Genomic DNA, 14977 nt, shown 5'->3' on the forward strand with positions numbered 1-14977 from the left:
GGGGGAGGACCCGGAATGATCAGCGACCCTGATCATCGTCGGGCCTACACGGAGCCGGCGGCCTCGGGGACGGTGCCCTCGACCGAGCGACGCAGGGCCGCGTGCAGGGAATCGGGGGTGAGGACGCCGAGGAACCGGTTCCCGTCGAGGACGGCGACCCAGCCCGCCTCCTCCTGCAGCATGACGGCCATCGCGGTCTTCAGCGACGTGTCGACCGGCACCCACGCCTCCATGCGGCGCGCGGACGCGCCGACGGTCCCGGCCCCGGTGGCCCGCTCGGCCGACAGCCAGCCGTGCAGGTTCTCGTCGTCGTCGAGGACGACGGCCCAGCGCGCCCCGGCCTTCTGCAGTGCGGCCCGGGCGTCGGCCAGCCCGTCGGTGACGTGCACGACCGGCGGTCGCTCCAGGTCCTGGACGTCGATGTCGGTCACCGCCAGCCGCTTGAGGCCGCGGTCGGCGCCGACGAAGTCCGCGACGAACGGGCTCGCCGGGCGGCCGAGCAGGTCGGCGGGCGTGGCGAACTGCTCGACGTGGCCACCCTGGCTCATGACCGCGATCCGGTCGCCGATCCGCACGGCCTCCTCGATGTCGTGGGTGACGAACACGATGGTCTTGCGCACGGCGGACTGCAGTCGCAGGAACTCCGACTGCAGCCGCTCGCGCACGATCGGGTCGACGGCAGAGAACGGCTCGTCCATCAGCAGCACGGGGGGATCCGCGGCCAGCGCGCGGGCCACCCCGGCGCGCTGGCGCTGGCCGCCCGACAACTGGGCCGGGTACCGGTCGCCGTGCAGCGAGGGGTCCAGGCCGACGGTCACCATGAGCTCGTCGACCCGCGCCCGGATCCGCTGCTTGTCCCAGCCGAGCAGCCGGGGGACGGTGCCCACGTTGGTCCGTACCGTCTGGTGGGGAAACAGCCCGATGCTCTGGATCACGTAACCGATCCGGCGGCGCAGCTGGTCGGGGTCGACGCGGGTGACGTCCTCGCCGTCGAGCAGGATCCGGCCGGTCGAGGGCTCGATCAACCGGTTGATCATCTTCATGGTGGTCGTCTTGCCGCAGCCGGAGGGGCCGACCAGCACGGTGAGCTCGCCGGCGGCGAAGGTGAGGTCCAGTTCGGCGACGCCGACGGTGCCGTCTGCGTAGACCTTGCTGACGCCCTCCAGCCGGATCTCGGCGGCCGTGCTGCCGGCGTTCGTGCTCGCCCGGTGGGTCGGGCGCGCAGTAGCGTCCACGGGGTGATCCTCCTCGGAAGCGCCCGGTGAGCGCGGCTGCGGGTGCGACCGGGGGGCTCGTGCTGGCAGCGGACGCGCCGCCCAACCCCTGGTTCGACCCTTCCTACGTCGTCGACAACTGGGACACCATTCTGCGGTACCTGGGCGAGCACGTGCGGCTCACGATCGTCGCCGTCGTCCTGGGCGCGGTCATCGCGCTCCCGCTGGCCGTCCTGGCCCGGCGCAGCAGGTTCCTCGCCGGTCCGGTCCTCGGGCTCTCGACGATCGTGTACACGATCCCGTCGCTGGCCATGTTCGCCTTCATCTTCCCGTTCACCGGGCTGTCCTCGACGACGGTGCTGATCGGCCTGGTGGCCTACTCGCTGGTCATCCTGGTGCGCAACTTCCTCGCCGGACTGCAGGGGGTTCCGGACGACGTCCGCGAGGCCGGCCGCTCCATGGGGTACGGCCGGCTCCGGCTGTTCTGGCAGATCGACCTGCCGCTGGCGCTGCCGGCGTTCATGGCCGGGCTCCGGATCGCCACGGTGTCGACCGTGGCGCTCACCACCGTCGGCGTGCTCGTCGGCCACGGCGGGCTCGGCCAGCTGATCACCGGCGGCTTCAACGCCAACTTCTACCGCGCGGAGATCGTCACCGGCACCATCGGCTGCGTCCTGCTGGCGCTGGTGGCGGACGTCCTGCTGGCCGGCGTCGAGCGGCTGCTCACCCCGTGGGCACGGCTGGCGCGGGCATGAACGCCTTCGGGGACGCCCTGGTCTATCTCAACGACCCGTTCAACTGGAGCCGGCCCGGCGGCATCCTCGACCTGCTGGGCGTGCATCTCGCCATCTCCGGGATCGCCGTTCTCGCGGCCTTCGTGCTGGCCTTCCCGATCGGGGTGCTGCTCGGCACGTCCGGCCGCGGCGGCGGTGCGGTCGTCGTCCTGTCCAACGTCAGCCGGGCGATGCCGACGCTCGCGCTGCTCACCCTGTTCGCCGTGAGCGCGATCGGCTTCGGCAACAAGGCGACGACGATCGCGCTCGCCGTCTTCGCCTTCCCCCCGATCCTGACCAACACGTTCGTCGGCTTCCGCGGCGTGGACCCCGACGTGCGGGAGGCAGCCCGCGCCATGGGCCTGAGTCGCATGCAGGTCATCGGCCGGGTCGACCTGCCGCTCGCGCTGCCGCTGGTCATGACCGGACTCCGGACGGCGGCGGTGCAGGTGGTGGCGACGGCGGGTCTGGCCGCCCTCGTCGGCGGCGGAGGCCTGGGGGTGATCGTGACGCTGGGCTTCGGTCAGCAGGACTACGGCCTCATCATCGCCGGAGCGATCCTCATCGCCGCGCTCGCGCTCCTCACCGAACTGCTCCTGGTCGTGCTCACCTGGTCGGTGACGCCCGGGCCGCGACGGTTCCCCTCGCTGCGGCCGCGGGGTCGTCCGGCGTCCGGGCAGCCCGAGCCGGTGGCGGCCGGCATGCCGCTCTGAACCCGGGTCGATAACGAATCAGCAACAACGGGGGCCCCAGGTGCATCGTGCGCAACCGACAGGAGTTGCATGACGCGTGCGGGAGACCTCTCGCCAGACACGCGTCGCGGCCACCAGCCGCACGGGACACAGAAGGCGGGCACCCATGCGCGCGCGGATCACCGTCATCGCACCCCTCCTCGCCGTGGTCGCACTGACCGCGGCCTGCGGGAGCTCGGGCTCGTCCGGCACCGGGGGTGGCAGCAGCGCGAGCAGCGGCAACGCGTCGGGCAGCACGTGCGCTCCGGTCCCAGGCAACAAGCTCGTCGTGCTCGAGGACGACAAGCACCTGCAGAACGCCGACAACGTCATTCCCGCGGTGAACGCCGCGTTCTCCCAGAGCCAGCCGGCGCTCCTGCCGGCACTGAACGCGGTGTCGGCCAAGCTCACGACCAAGGACCTGGTCGACATGAACGCCGCCGTCGACGTCGACCGCAAGAGCGCAGCGGACGTCGCCGCCGCGTGGGTGGACAAGAGCGGCATCACCAGCGGCCTCGACAAGGGCAGCGGCCCGGTGGCGGTCGGCGGCGCCGGGTTCACCGAGTCCACGGTCCTGGCCAACGTCTACGCCGACGTGCTCAAGGCCGCCGGGTTCGACGCCTCGGTCCGGGAGGTCGGCAGCCGAGAGCTGTACCTGAAGGCGCTCGAGAGCGGCACCGAGATCCAGGCGTTCCCCGAGTACCTGGCCACCCTCACGGAGTTCCTGGATGCCGACGAAGCCCGGCAGGTCGCCAGCGGCGACGTCGACAAGACCCTGGAAGCACTGAAGCCCCTGGCCCAGACGGCGGGGCTGGCGGTCGGCGACCCGTCGAAGGCCGTCGACCAGAACGCCTACGCCGTCACCACGGCGTTCGCCGACAAGCTGAAGGTGAAGACGCTGTCGGACCTCGCGAAGGCCTGCGGTGACGGCTCGCTGGTCCTCGGCGGTCCGGCGGAGTGCCCGACCCGCCCGTTCTGCCAGCCCGGCCTCGAGAAGACCTACGGCCTCAAGTTCGCCAGCTTCCAGCAGTACGGCGACACCGGTGGCCCGCTGACCAAGGCCGCGATCCAGAAGGGCGAGGTCTCGATCGGGCTGGTCTTCAGCTCCGACGGCGCGCTCGCGCAGTAAGCCGTCAGTACCAGGCGCCGCCGGGGGGCAGTTGCTCCCCGGCGGCGACCGGTGTCGTGACCCGGTTCCCCTCGGGAGCGAGTGGACACGACCAGCGCGGGTCATAGGTGCACGACGGGTGGTAGGCGAAGTTCAGGTCGACCACCAGTCCCTCACCCACCCCACCGAGGTCGGCTCCCTTGACGGTGTCGAGCAGGTAGCGACCGCCCCCGTACGTGGTCGTCCCCGCGCTGCCGTCGCGCAGCGGCAGGAAGACACCACCGCCGTAACTGTCCAGCCACCACACGTCGAGCCGGCCGACGCCGTCGAGCTGCACCGTCCCGACCCGTGCGAACGGCACGACCCCGTCACCGGCCGTGGGTACCTCCAGCCGCGCCTCCTCGGCCGGCTCCACGACCGCGTCGAAGCGCAGCGCCGGGTCGTACGGCCCGAACGGCAGGCCGCGGAACCGCTCGCGGGCGGCGGCGTCCAGGGGCGAGTCGGGGTGGGTCGCGAACAGTTCGTCGCGGCCGTCCCGCCAGCTGCGCCAGCCGGTCTCCGGGTCGGCGGCGGCCCGCGCCGCGGCGTAGAGCGCGGCCACCCGGCGGCGCCAGTCGAGCAGCGTCAGCGTCATGGCGGCCACTCTGGCAGCAGTACGGTCACGACGCGGAAGCGACCTCGGTGACCGACCGTGCACACAGCGCTGCCGCCGCTACGCTGGGGCCATGCCCCGCCGCGAGGACGACGTCGCCCCGCGGCCGGACGCCTCCACGACCCGGACCCTGACGCTCGTCGGCGGTTTCGTGCTCGCCGCCGCGGCCACCCTCGCCGTCTTCCTGACCGATAACGCCCAGTTCCTGAAGCTGGCGGTCGTCGCGGTGGCGTGGGCCTTCGTCCTGGCCACGTTCGCGGCCGGACGGCGGAGCACCGACCGGGTCGCCGCCGCGGCGCGGGAGCGGGAGCTGCGCTGGGCCTACGAGCGGGAGCTGGAGCGGGAGGTCGCCGCCCGCCACGAGTACGAGCTCGAGCTCGAGAACGACCTGCGCCGCGAGACCGAGGACTCGATGCGGTACGAGCTCGAGGCGCTGCGCGGCGACATCGCGTCGCTCTCGGGTCTGCGCGACGAGGTGGCGCGGGTGTCGCAGCTGCACGGTGACCTCGCGTCGCTGGCCGCGTTGCGCGAGGAGGTGGCCCGGGTGGCCGCCCTGCGCGACGACGTCGCAGCCCTCAACGCGCTGCGCCAGGACCTCGGCCAGCTCGCCGAGCTGCGCGCCGACATGAGCCGGCTGCGCGCCGAGCTCACCGAGCAGCTGTCCAGCGAGATGCTGGTCGAGCGGATCGTCATGCGCACCCAGGCCAGCCGGACGTCGGCCGACCCGGGACGGCTGGATCCCCCGACGCGCACTTTCGAGACCACCCAGAACTGGGCCGACGACGTCCCGCCCCGGGAGCTCACCGGAGGCTGGTCCGCCGTCCGCCTGGACGAGCCCCGCGAGACGCCCCGGTCCGAGCCTGTGCGGGTCGAGCGCGCGGCGACCCGGCCGCCCGTCCCGGCGCCCACCGCGCACGTGCGGCCCTGGGACGCGCCGTTGCCGACCCCGCCCTGGGAGGTGCCGCCGACGACGTCGTGGCCGGCCGTCCTGGAGCCGGAGGCGCCGCCGCTGTGGCCGCCGACGACCCGTCACGAGGAGGCCGCGGCTGCCTCCCGGCACTCGGCGCACGAGGTTCCGGTGCCGTCCACGACCAACTTCCCGATGACGCCGCGGCCGGCCGAGCAGCCGCCGTCGCCGTTGGAGTGGCTCGCCGCCCGGTCGCTGCAGGAACCGTCGACGTCCCCGTCGATGCGCCCGGCGCCGCACCGTCGCCGCTCCGACGCGGGCCCCGGCGACGCGGTCGACCCCGCGGCCGCGCCCACCACGCAACGCCCGGCGGTGCCTCCGGCGCAGCCCCCGGCACAGCCCGCCGTGCGGATCGACGACCGCGGGGGCTACCGCGTCCGCGTCCGCGAGGAACCCGACCCGGAGCCGGCCACCCAGGGCACCCGCGTGGCCGAGATCCTGGCCGAGAACGGCGTCAGCCCGTCGACCGGCGGACGGCGTCGCCGGCGGTACCGCGACGAGGACGACTCCGACGACGTCCTCGCCCGCGTTCTTCGAGGTAACTAGCGGCCGACCGAGAGCCGTCCGCCGTCCAGCACGAGCGTCTGCCCGGTGACCCAGCCGGCGCCCTCGCCCAGCAGATAGGCGGCGGCCTCACCGACGTCGGCCGGCACCCCGAGGCGGCCCACCGGGTAGCCGGCCGCCACCTCCGCCTCGCGCCCCTCGTAGAGCGCCTCGGCGAAGCGGGTCTTCACCACGGCCGGCGCCACGGCGTTGACCCGCACCTTCGGGCCGAGCTCGACGGCGAGCTGGGTGGTGAGGTTGATGACCGCGGCCTTGCTGACGCCGTAGGCGCCGATGTTCTCCGACGACCGGAGGCCCGCCACCGACGCCACGAACAGCACAGAGCCGCCGTGCTCGCCCATCCAGGCGCGCCACGCCTCCTGCACCAGGCCGAGGGACGAGACCACGTTCGTGTCCAGGATCTTGCGGAACGCGTCGAGGTCGAGGTCGACCAGCGGGCCGTAGACCGGGTTGACGCCCACGTTGCCCACCAGCATGTCCAGGCCGCCGAACGTCTCGATCGCCGTGCGCACCGCCGCCGCCCGGTGCGCGGTGTCCCCGGCGTGCCCCGCGACGGCCACCGCGACGTCCGCCCCGCCCAGGGTGTGGACCGCCTCGGCGAGCGCCTCGGGCTTGCGCGCGGTGAGCACCACCCGGGCACCCCGGTCCACCAGGCTCTGCGCGATCGCCAGCCCGATACCCCGGCTGCCGCCGGTGACCAGGGCGGTCCGCCCGTCCATCGTGCCCACCCTGTGCTCCTGTCCTCGCCGGCCGGATCCGGTGCCCACGGTAGGGGCGAGGGCGGCACCCCGTCCGGGTGTGGTGAGCGAAGCCACAGCCCGCACACGTTGCGGGGCGCAGCGGGCGGTCCCACACTCGCCTTCGGCGGCCGCACTGTGCGACACATCCGGTTGCAGCAGGACGTCCGCCGCACGACAGCGCCACCCGCACGACCCGGTGACCCCCAACGGAGGGGGCCACTCCCGACGTCTGGTACCCGACAGGGACTGGAACGAGAGGTGCACCGATGCCTGCTTCCCGCAGGACCCTCCGCGCTGCCGGCCTGACCCCGGCAGCCATCGCTCCCGCCCGCCTCCGCGTGGGTGTCGTGGGTGCCGGCCGGGTCGGGGCCGTCCTGGGCGCCGCCCTCGCCGCCGCCGGCCACGACGTGGTCGCCGCCGCGGGCCTGTCCGCCGCCTCCGCCGAGCGGGCCGCCCGCCTGCTGCCCGGCGTACCGCTGCTGCACACCGACGAGGTGGTCGCCGCCTCCGACCTCGTCGTCCTGGCCGTGCCCGACGACACGCTGCCCGGCCTCGTCGCCGGCCTGGCCGAGACCGGGGCCTGGCGCCCGGGCCAGCTGACCTTCCACACCTCGGGCGCCCACGGGCTGGCCGTCCTCGCCCCGGCCGAGGTGGCCGGGGTGCTGCCGCTCGCGCTGCACCCGGCCATGACCTTCACCGGCAACCCCGAGGACGCCGACCGGCTGGTCGGGACACCGTTCGGGGTCACCAGCCGCCCCGCCCACCGGGCGGTCGCCGAGACCCTCGTGCTGGAGATGGGCGGCGAGCCGTTCTTCGTCGCCGAGGCCGATCGCCGGCTGTACCACGCGGCGCTGGTCACGGGCGCCAACCACCTGGTCACGCTGGTCGCCGAGGCCGCCGACCTGCTCCGGGCGGCCGGCGTCGACGAGCCCGCACGGGTGCTGACGCCGCTGCTGACCGCGGCGCTGGACAACGGGCTGCGCCGTGGCGACCGCGGGCTCACCGGACCGGTCAGCCGGGGCGACGTCGGCACGGTCGCGGACCACCTGGACACCCTCAACGACCGCGCCCCCGCCTCGGTGGCCGCCTACGTCGCCATGGCCCAGCGGACGACGGAACGCGCGCTGGCCAGCGGACAGCTCAAGCGGCACGAGGGCGCGCCGCTGCTCGACCTCCTCTACGAGGCGGCCGACACCACGAGCTCCCGGTGACCACGACGACCGCCCCGGCCGTCGCCGAATCGGTTGCCGAGCTGCGAACGCTCCGCGACGCGCTGCCCGGCCCGGTCGCGCTCGTGCCGACGATGGGCGCCCTGCACGAGGGGCACCGGGCGCTGGTCCGGGCCGCCCGCGAGCGCGCCGGCAGCGTCGTCGTCTCGGTGTTCGTGAACCCGACCCAGTTCGGGCCCGGTGAGGACTTCGACCGCTACCCCCGCACCTGGGACGCCGACCTGGCCGCCCTCGCCGAGGAGGGGGCCGACCTGGTGTTCCACCCGGGCGTCGACGACGTCTACCCGCCGGGATCGGCGGGCGTGACCGTCGAGCCCGGCCCGCTGGGATCGGTGCTCGAGGGCGCGGTGCGGCCGGGCCACTTCGCCGGCGTCCTCACTGTCGTCGCCAAGCTCTTCGGCCTGGTCCGGCCCGACCTCGCACTCTTCGGCGAGAAGGACTACCAGCAGCTGACACTGATCCGCGCCATGGCGCGGGAGCTGGCACTCGGCGTCGAGGTGGTGGGGGTGCCGACGGTCCGTGAGGACGACGGCATGGCGCTGTCCAGCCGCAACCGATACCTCGACCCCGCCCAGCGCTCGGCCGCCGCCGCCATCTCCGCCGCACTCCGCGCCGGAGCGGCCGCGGGGCCCGACGGTGGTGACGCCGTCCTGGCCACCGCGCGCTCGGTGCTCGCCGGGCAGCCGACGCTCACCGCCGACTACCTCGAGCTGACCGACCCCGACCTGGGACCGGCGCCCGCCGTGGGGCCCGCCCGCCTGCTGGTCGCCGCGCGCGCCGGCACCACCCGACTGCTCGACAACGTCGCCGTCCACCTGGCTTCCGCCCACCCACCAGCCCCCGGGGAACTCCGATGATGCGCACGATGCTCAAGTCCAAGATCCACCGCGCCACGGTGACCCAGGCCGACCTGCACTACGTGGGCTCGGTGACCGTCGACGAGGACCTCATCGACGCCGCCGACCTGCTGCCCGGCGAGCAGGTGGCGATCGTCGACGTGACCAACGGGGCACGCCTGGAGACCTACGTCATTCCGGGCGAGCGGGGCAGCGGGGTCATCGGCATCAACGGGGCCGCCGCGCACCTCGTGCACCCCGGTGACCTGGTCATCCTGATCAGCTACGGCGTCATGGACGAGACCGAGGCGAAGAGCTACCTGCCCCGCGTGGTGCACGTCGACGGAGCCAACCGCGTGGTCGAGCTGGGTGCCGACCCGGCCGCGCCGTCCCCGGGCGTGCTCGGACAGGTGCGCGGCGACACGATCGCGTCGTGACGCTGCTCGCGGTCGACATCGGCAACAGCCAGACCGTCCTCGCCACGTTCGAGGGCGACCAGCGGGCCGGTTCCTGGCGGGTCACGACCGCGCCGCGGGCGACCGCCGACGAGCTGCGGTTCCTCTGGCGCGGGCTGATCCGCGACGCCGAGATCACCGGCGTGGCCGCCTGCTCGACGGTGCCGGCGCTGCTGCCCGCCGTCCGCGAGCTGCTGGACTCCCTCGAGGTCCCGGTCGTGCTGATCGGGCCCGGGGTGCGCACCGGCGTCCCGCTGCACGTGGACAACCCGCGTGAGGTCGGCTCGGACCGCGTCGTCACGGCGCTGGCCGCGCACGAGTTCTACGGCACGCGTCCCGACGGGCGGGGCCGGCCGGTCGTCGTCGTCGACTTCGGGACCTCCACCAACGTCGACGCCGTCGGCCCGGACGGGCAGTTCCTCGGCGGCGCCCTCGCGCCGGGCGTGGAGGTCAGCCTGGACGCGCTGGCGACCCGCGCGGCGCAGCTGCGCTCGGTCGAGCTGACCGTGCCCGAGCACGCGATCGGGAAGAACACCGTCGCGGCGCTGCAGTCTGGTCTGGTCCTCGGGTTCGCCGGTCTGGTCGACGGACTGGTGTCGCGGATCGCCGCCGAGCTGGTGGCGCAGTTCGGGGCGGCGCCGGTCGTCGTCGCGACCGGCGGGCTGTCCCCGCTCGTGGTGGACAGCTGCCGGTCGATCACCGAGCGGGAGCCCGACCTGACCGTGCACGGACTGCGGCTGGCGTTCGAACGGCATCAGGCGGCAGGCCGCCGTCCGGGCCCCCCGTAGGCTTCGCGTCCGTGAGCGACGAACCACCCGGCCAGCCTGAGGAAGAACTGCCCGAACAGATGCGGGTGCGGCGGGCCAAGCTGGACCGCCTGCGCGAGAGCGGCATCGACCCGTACCCGGTCTCGGTGGAGCGGACGACGACGCTCGCCGACGTCCGTGCCGCGAACCCGGACCTGCCCCCCGACACCATGACGGGGGAGAAGGTCGGCGTCACCGGCCGGGTCATCTTCTTCCGCAACACCGGGAAGCTCTGCTTCGCCACCCTGCGGGAGGGCGACGCCGAACTGCAGGTGATGCTGTCCCGCGACCGCGTCGGCGAGGAGTCGCTGGCCGCCTGGAAGGCCGACATCGACCTGGGTGACCACGTGCTGGTGACCGGTGAGGTCGGCACGTCGCGGCGCGGAGAGCTCTCGGTGTTCGCCGATTCCTGGCAGCTGACGGCGAAGGCGCTGCGCCCCCTGCCGGTCGCGCACAAGCCGATGAGCGAGGAACTGCGCGTCCGACGTCGTTACGTCGACCTGATCGTGCGCGACGAGGCGCGGCGGACCGTTCGTCAGCGGGCCACCGTCATGTCCACGCTGCGGAGCGGTCTCAATTCCCGTGGTTTTCTCGAGGTCGAGACGCCGATGCTGCAGACGGTGCACGGCGGCGCCGCGGCCCGGCCCTTCCGGACGCACATGAACGCGTTCGACCTGGATCTGTATCTGCGTATCGCGCCCGAACTGTTCCTGAAGCGCTGCATCGTCGGCGGTCTGGAACGTGTCTTCGAGATCAACCGCAACTTCCGTAACGAGGGTGCCGACAGCTCGCACTCGCCGGAATTCGCGATGCTCGAGACCTATCAGGCGTATGCGGACTACCAGGTGATGGCCACGCTCACCCGTGAGCTCATCCAGGAGTGCTGCGCCGGGCTGTACGGCGACCATGTCGCGCGCCACCACGACGGCACCGAGATCGATCTCTCCGGCGAGTGGCCGCAGATCCCCCTGTACACCGCGGTGTCGGACGCCGTCGGCGAAACGGTCACGCCGGAGACGCCGATCGAGACGCTGCGCGCGATCGCCGAACGGCACGAGATCGGTGTCGATCCGGCCTGGATCCCCGGGAAGCTGGTCGAGGAGCTGTTCGAGGCGCTCGTCCAGCACACGTTGCAGTCGCCCACGTTCGTCATTGACTACCCGCTGGACACCTCGCCGCTGACCAGGGCGCACCGCAGCGTGCCCGGGTTGGCGGAGAAGTGGGACCTCTACATCGGCGGGATCGAACGCGCGACGGCCTACTCCGAGCTCGTGGACCCGGTCGCCCAGCGCGAGCGGTTCTCCGCGCAGGCCGTCCTCGCCGCCGCCGGTGACCCCGAGGCCATGGCCCTGGACGAGGATTTCCTCGAGGCGCTCGAATACGGGATGCCGCCCACCGGTGGCATGGGGATGGGCATGGATCGGCTGATGATGACGCTCACGGGCCTCGGAATCCGGGAGACGATCCTGTTCCCGCTGGTCAGGCCGATTTCTTCTTAGGAACCGGGTCGGGGTCGTTTCCCCACAAAGAAGCGCCGCCGCGCAAGGGATTGACGGAATTGCGCGTCGCTGTGATGTAATGGTGCTGTCGCCCTTACTGGGCGTCAATTCCGTTCGGCTTCCGGGCCGCTGCGACAAGTGAGGGTGCTTAATGGCGCGCAAGGTTCAGGTCATCCTGAGCGACGACCTCGACGAGAACCTCTCGGCGGACGAGACGGTCAGCTTTTCCCTTGACGGGACCTCGTACGAGATCGACCTGGCGGAGAAGAACGCCAAGGAGATGCGTGACGCCTTCTCCCGTTACGTCTCGGCCGCCCGAAAGGTCGGCCGCGGGAACCGCGCTTCCGGCGGTGGCCGCTCCCGTGCGACCGGCGGTCGCATGGACCGCGAGCAGGCCGGCGCCATTCGCGACTGGGCCCGCAAGAACGGCCACCCGGTGAGCGACCGCGGTCGCATCCCTGCCAGCGTCGTCGAGGCCTACGAGGCCGCGCACTGAGGCTGTACCCGTGATGTCCGTGTGACGTCCGCGCGTGTCCTGCGCGCGGCGACGGCCCGGTTCCCCGCATGGGGAGCCGGGCCGTCGTCGTCCCCGGGTGCGGACGCTCCCACCTGCACGGAACACCGTCCGCTGTCGGCGTAACGGGCGCGGAAACAGGGCGCCGCCCGCGGGAGTTGGAACGGGCAGCCACCCACCGCCCCGCCGAACCGCGACGGGACGTCGTGGTCCGCGACTACAGTGGAAAGACCGGTGCCCCCAGCGCCGACGGATGTCGGGTGCTCCTTCCCATCACCTGGGAAGGGCAGTGCCGGACCAGCCGGTCGAAGGAGAATGAGCAGATGTTCGAACGGTTCACCGACCGAGCCCGCCGCGTGGTCGTCCTTGCCCAAGAAGAGGCTCGGATGCTCAACCACAACTACATCGGCACCGAGCACATCCTCCTGGGTCTGATCCACGAGGGTGAGGGAGTCGCAGCCAAGGCGCTCGAGTCCCTCGGCATCTCGCTCGAGGGCGTCCGCCAGCAGGTCGAGGAGATCATCGGCCAGGGTCAGCAGGCCCCGTCCGGTCACATCCCCTTCACCCCGCGGGCGAAGAAGGTGCTCGAGCTGTCGCTGCGCGAGGCGCTGCAGCTCGGCCACAACTACATCGGCACCGAGCACATCCTGCTCGGCCTGATCCGCGAGGGCGAGGGCGTCGCCGCCCAGGTCCTGGTGAAGCTCGGCGCCGACCTCAACCGCGTCCGCCAGCAGGTCATCCAGCTGCTGAGCGGCTACCAGGGCAAGGAGCCGGCCGCGGCCGGCGGTCCTGCCGAGGGCACCCCCTCGACGTCCCTGGTCCTCGACCAGTTCGGTCGCAACCTGACCCAGGCGGCGCGCGACTCCAAGCTCGACCCGGTCATCGGGCGGGCCAAGGAGATCGAGCGCGTCATGCAGGTCCTGTCGCGCCGGACCAAGAACAACCCCGTCCTCATCGGCGAGCCCGGCGTCGGCAAGACCGCCGTCGTCGAGGGCCTGGCGCAGGCCATCGTCAAGGGCGAGGTGCCCGAGACGCTGAAGGACAAGCAGCTCTACACGCTCGACCTCGGTGCGCTCGTCGCCGGTTCCCGCTACCGCGGTGACTTCGAGGAGCGGCTGAAGAAGGTCCTGAAGGAGATCCGCACCCGCGGCGACATCATCCTGTTCATCGACGAGATCCACACCCTCGTCGGTGCCGGTGCCGCCGAGGGCGCGATCGACGCGGCCAGCATCCTCAAGCCCATGCTGGCCCGCGGTGAGCTGCAGACGATCGGCGCGACGACGCTCGACGAGTACCGCAAGCACCTGGAGAAGGACGCCGCTCTCGAGCGCCGCTTCCAGCCCATCCAGGTCGGCGAGCCGACGCTGCAGCACACCATCGAGATCCTGAAGGGTCTGCGCGACCGCTACGAGGCGCACCACCGGATCAGCATCACCGACGCCGCCCTCGTGGCCGCCGCGACGCTGGCCGACCGGTACATCTCCGACCGGTTCCTCCCCGACAAGGCGATCGACCTGATCGACGAGGCCGGCGCGCGCATGCGCATCAAGCGGATGACCGCCCCGCCGGACCTGCGCGAGTTCGACGACCGGATCGCCGGCATCCGCCGCGAGAAGGAGTCGGCGATCGACGCGCAGGACTTCGAGAAGGCCGCGTCGCTGCGCGACAAGGAGAAGACCCTCCTCTCGGAGAAGGCCGAGCGCGAGAAGCAGTGGAAGGCCGGCGACATGGACGTCGTCGCCGAGGTCGACGACGAGCAGATCGCCGAGGTCCTCGCCAACTGGACCGGCATCCCCGTCTTCAAGCTCACCGAGGAGGAGACCTCGCGTCTGCTCCGCATGGAGGACGAGCTCCACAAGCGGATCATCGGCCAGGAAGAGGCCATCAAGAGCGTCAGCCAGGCGATCCGGCGCACGCGTGCGGGCCTCAAGGACCCGCGCCGTCCCGGTGGTTCCTTCATCTTCGCCGGCCCCTCGGGTGTCGGTAAGACGGAGCTGGCGAAGGCGCTGGCCCAGTTCCTCTTCGGTGAGGACGACGCGCTCATCCAGATCGACATGGGCGAGTTCCACGACCGGTTCACCGTGTCGCGGCTCGTCGGTGCCCCTCCCGGCTACGTCGGCTACGACGAGGGCGGCCAGCTGACCGAGAAGGTGCGGCGCAAGCCGTTCTCGGTGGTCCTCTTCGACGAGATCGAGAAGGCGCACGCCGACGTCTTCAACACGCTGCTGCAGGTGCTGGAGGACGGCCGGCTGACCGATGGCCAGGGCCGGATCGTGGACTTCAAGAACACGATCCTGATCCTGACCACGAACCTCGGGACGCGGGACATCTCCAAGGCCGTCGGTCTGGGCTTCCAGAAGGGCAACGACACCGCCAGCAACTACGAGCGGATGAAGCTCAAGGTCAACGAGGAGCTCAAGCAGCACTTCCGGCCGGAGTTCCTCAACCGCATCGACGACATCGTCGTGTTCCACCAGCTGACCGAGGCGGAGATCATCCAGATCGTCGACCTCATGCTGCAGCGGGTGGAGACCCAGCTGGCGAACAAGGACATGTCGATCGAGGTCACCCCGGCGGCCAAGTCGCTGCTGGCGACCCGCGGCTTCGACCCGGTCCTGGGTGCCCGGCCGCTGCGCCGGACCATCCAGCGCGAGATCGAGGACGCGCTCTCCGAGAAGATCCTCTACGGCGAGCTGACCGCTGGTCAGATCATCGTGGTGGACATCGAGGGCGAGGGCACCGACGCGAAGTTCACCTTCCGCGGCGAGGCCAAGCCGATCGACCTGCCCGACACCCCGCCGGTGGCCCTCTCGGGCGCCGAGGGCGACGACGAGGGTCCGGCCGCAGCCAAGGCCGAGTAACCCCCGCGCGAACGACAGGGGCCGCTTC

General features: G+C 72.1%; 14 protein-coding genes. 11 read left to right on the plus strand and 3 right to left on the minus strand.

Annotated elements, in window-relative coordinates; all coding sequences use genetic code 11:
* Positions 1–44: 44 nt before the first annotated feature.
* On the minus strand, positions 45–1235 hold the full coding sequence (locus AC2H4J_RS01775) for an ABC transporter ATP-binding protein (RefSeq protein WP_487463105.1): 1191 nt from the start codon (positions 1233–1235) through the stop codon (positions 45–47).
* Positions 1236–1261: 26 nt separating this feature from the next.
* Here AC2H4J_RS01775 and AC2H4J_RS01780 point away from each other — a divergent pair, with 26 nt between their 5' ends.
* The 3 genes from AC2H4J_RS01780 (at position 1262) to AC2H4J_RS01790 (ending at position 3847) form a co-directional block, all read left to right on the plus strand.
* A complete protein-coding gene (locus AC2H4J_RS01780; RefSeq protein WP_487463106.1) occupies positions 1262–1969 on the plus strand; it encodes an ABC transporter permease in 708 nt (235 codons plus the stop codon).
* Positions 1966–2700, plus strand: a complete 735-nt coding sequence (locus AC2H4J_RS01785; RefSeq protein ID WP_487463107.1) for an ABC transporter permease — start codon at positions 1966–1968, stop codon at positions 2698–2700. Before AC2H4J_RS01780 ends, AC2H4J_RS01785 begins: the two co-directional genes overlap by 4 nt.
* A gap of 145 nt (positions 2701–2845) precedes the next feature.
* Positions 2846–3847 carry a glycine betaine ABC transporter substrate-binding protein gene (locus AC2H4J_RS01790; RefSeq protein WP_487463108.1) on the plus strand — a complete coding sequence of 334 codons (1002 nt, stop codon included), beginning with the start codon at positions 2846–2848 and terminating at the stop codon, positions 3845–3847.
* Between the two features lie 4 nt (positions 3848–3851).
* Here the strand turns inward: AC2H4J_RS01790 and AC2H4J_RS01795 are convergent, their stop codons facing one another.
* Complete coding sequence (locus tag AC2H4J_RS01795; RefSeq protein ID WP_487463109.1) at positions 3852–4460, minus strand: DUF1684 domain-containing protein; 609 nt, start codon at positions 4458–4460, stop codon at positions 3852–3854.
* Between the two features lie 91 nt (positions 4461–4551).
* Between AC2H4J_RS01795 and AC2H4J_RS01800 the strand changes: the two genes are divergently transcribed.
* Positions 4552–5991, plus strand: a complete 1440-nt coding sequence (locus AC2H4J_RS01800; protein WP_487463110.1) for a DUF6779 domain-containing protein — start codon at positions 4552–4554, stop codon at positions 5989–5991.
* Here AC2H4J_RS01800 and AC2H4J_RS01805 read toward each other — a convergent pair.
* A complete protein-coding gene (locus AC2H4J_RS01805) occupies positions 5988–6728 on the minus strand; it encodes an SDR family oxidoreductase (RefSeq protein ID WP_487463111.1) in 741 nt (246 codons plus the stop codon). The genes AC2H4J_RS01800 and AC2H4J_RS01805 overlap by 4 nt on opposite strands.
* A gap of 287 nt (positions 6729–7015) precedes the next feature.
* Here AC2H4J_RS01805 and AC2H4J_RS01810 point away from each other — a divergent pair, with 287 nt between their 5' ends.
* The 7 genes from AC2H4J_RS01810 to AC2H4J_RS01840 all read left to right on the plus strand — a co-directional run bounded on the left by AC2H4J_RS01810 (position 7016) and on the right by AC2H4J_RS01840 (position 14949).
* Entirely contained in the window at positions 7016–7960 is a 945-nt protein-coding gene (locus tag AC2H4J_RS01810) for a Rossmann-like and DUF2520 domain-containing protein (RefSeq protein ID WP_487463112.1), read from the plus strand.
* Entirely contained in the window at positions 7957–8835 is an 879-nt protein-coding gene (panC, locus tag AC2H4J_RS01815) for a pantoate--beta-alanine ligase (protein WP_487463113.1), read from the plus strand. The genes AC2H4J_RS01810 and panC overlap by 4 nt, the downstream gene beginning before the upstream one ends.
* Positions 8836–8843: 8 nt before the next feature.
* Complete coding sequence (panD, locus tag AC2H4J_RS01820; protein WP_487463114.1) at positions 8844–9251, plus strand: aspartate 1-decarboxylase; 408 nt, start codon at positions 8844–8846, stop codon at positions 9249–9251.
* On the plus strand, positions 9248–10057 hold the full coding sequence (locus AC2H4J_RS01825) for a type III pantothenate kinase (RefSeq protein ID WP_487463115.1): 810 nt from the start codon (positions 9248–9250) through the stop codon (positions 10055–10057). The genes panD and AC2H4J_RS01825 overlap by 4 nt, the downstream gene beginning before the upstream one ends.
* Before the next feature lie 11 nt (positions 10058–10068).
* Positions 10069–11574 (plus strand): lysine--tRNA ligase, encoded by a 1506-nt coding sequence (gene lysS, locus AC2H4J_RS01830; protein ID WP_487463116.1) that lies wholly within the window; start codon positions 10069–10071, stop codon positions 11572–11574.
* Positions 11575–11725: 151 nt separating this feature from the next.
* Entirely contained in the window at positions 11726–12070 is a 345-nt protein-coding gene (locus AC2H4J_RS01835) for a histone-like nucleoid-structuring protein Lsr2 (RefSeq protein WP_487463117.1), read from the plus strand.
* A 341-nt stretch (positions 12071–12411) separates the two neighbouring features.
* Complete coding sequence (locus tag AC2H4J_RS01840; protein WP_487463118.1) at positions 12412–14949, plus strand: ATP-dependent Clp protease ATP-binding subunit; 2538 nt, start codon at positions 12412–12414, stop codon at positions 14947–14949.
* Positions 14950–14977: the final 28 nt, after the last annotated feature.

The sequence above is a fragment of the Blastococcus sp. OS1-29 genome, from assembly GCF_057628075.1.

Coding starts and splice junctions, on each gene's coding strand:
- panD (WP_487463114.1), top strand. CDS start 8,844: ATGCTCAAGTCCAAGATCCACCGCGCCACGGTGACCCAGGCCGACCTG.
- AC2H4J_RS01790 (WP_487463108.1), top strand. CDS start 2,846: ATGCGCGCGCGGATCACCGTCATCGCACCCCTCCTCGCCGTGGTCGCA.
- AC2H4J_RS01810 (WP_487463112.1), top strand. CDS start 7,016: ATGCCTGCTTCCCGCAGGACCCTCCGCGCTGCCGGCCTGACCCCGGCA.
- AC2H4J_RS01795 (WP_487463109.1), bottom strand. CDS start 4,460: ATGACGCTGACGCTGCTCGACTGGCGCCGCCGGGTGGCCGCGCTCTAC.
- AC2H4J_RS01835 (WP_487463117.1), top strand. CDS start 11,726: ATGGCGCGCAAGGTTCAGGTCATCCTGAGCGACGACCTCGACGAGAAC.
- AC2H4J_RS01800 (WP_487463110.1), top strand. CDS start 4,552: ATGCCCCGCCGCGAGGACGACGTCGCCCCGCGGCCGGACGCCTCCACG.
- AC2H4J_RS01840 (WP_487463118.1), top strand. CDS start 12,412: ATGTTCGAACGGTTCACCGACCGAGCCCGCCGCGTGGTCGTCCTTGCC.
- AC2H4J_RS01785 (WP_487463107.1), top strand. CDS start 1,966: ATGAACGCCTTCGGGGACGCCCTGGTCTATCTCAACGACCCGTTCAAC.
- AC2H4J_RS01805 (WP_487463111.1), bottom strand. CDS start 6,728: ATGGACGGGCGGACCGCCCTGGTCACCGGCGGCAGCCGGGGTATCGGG.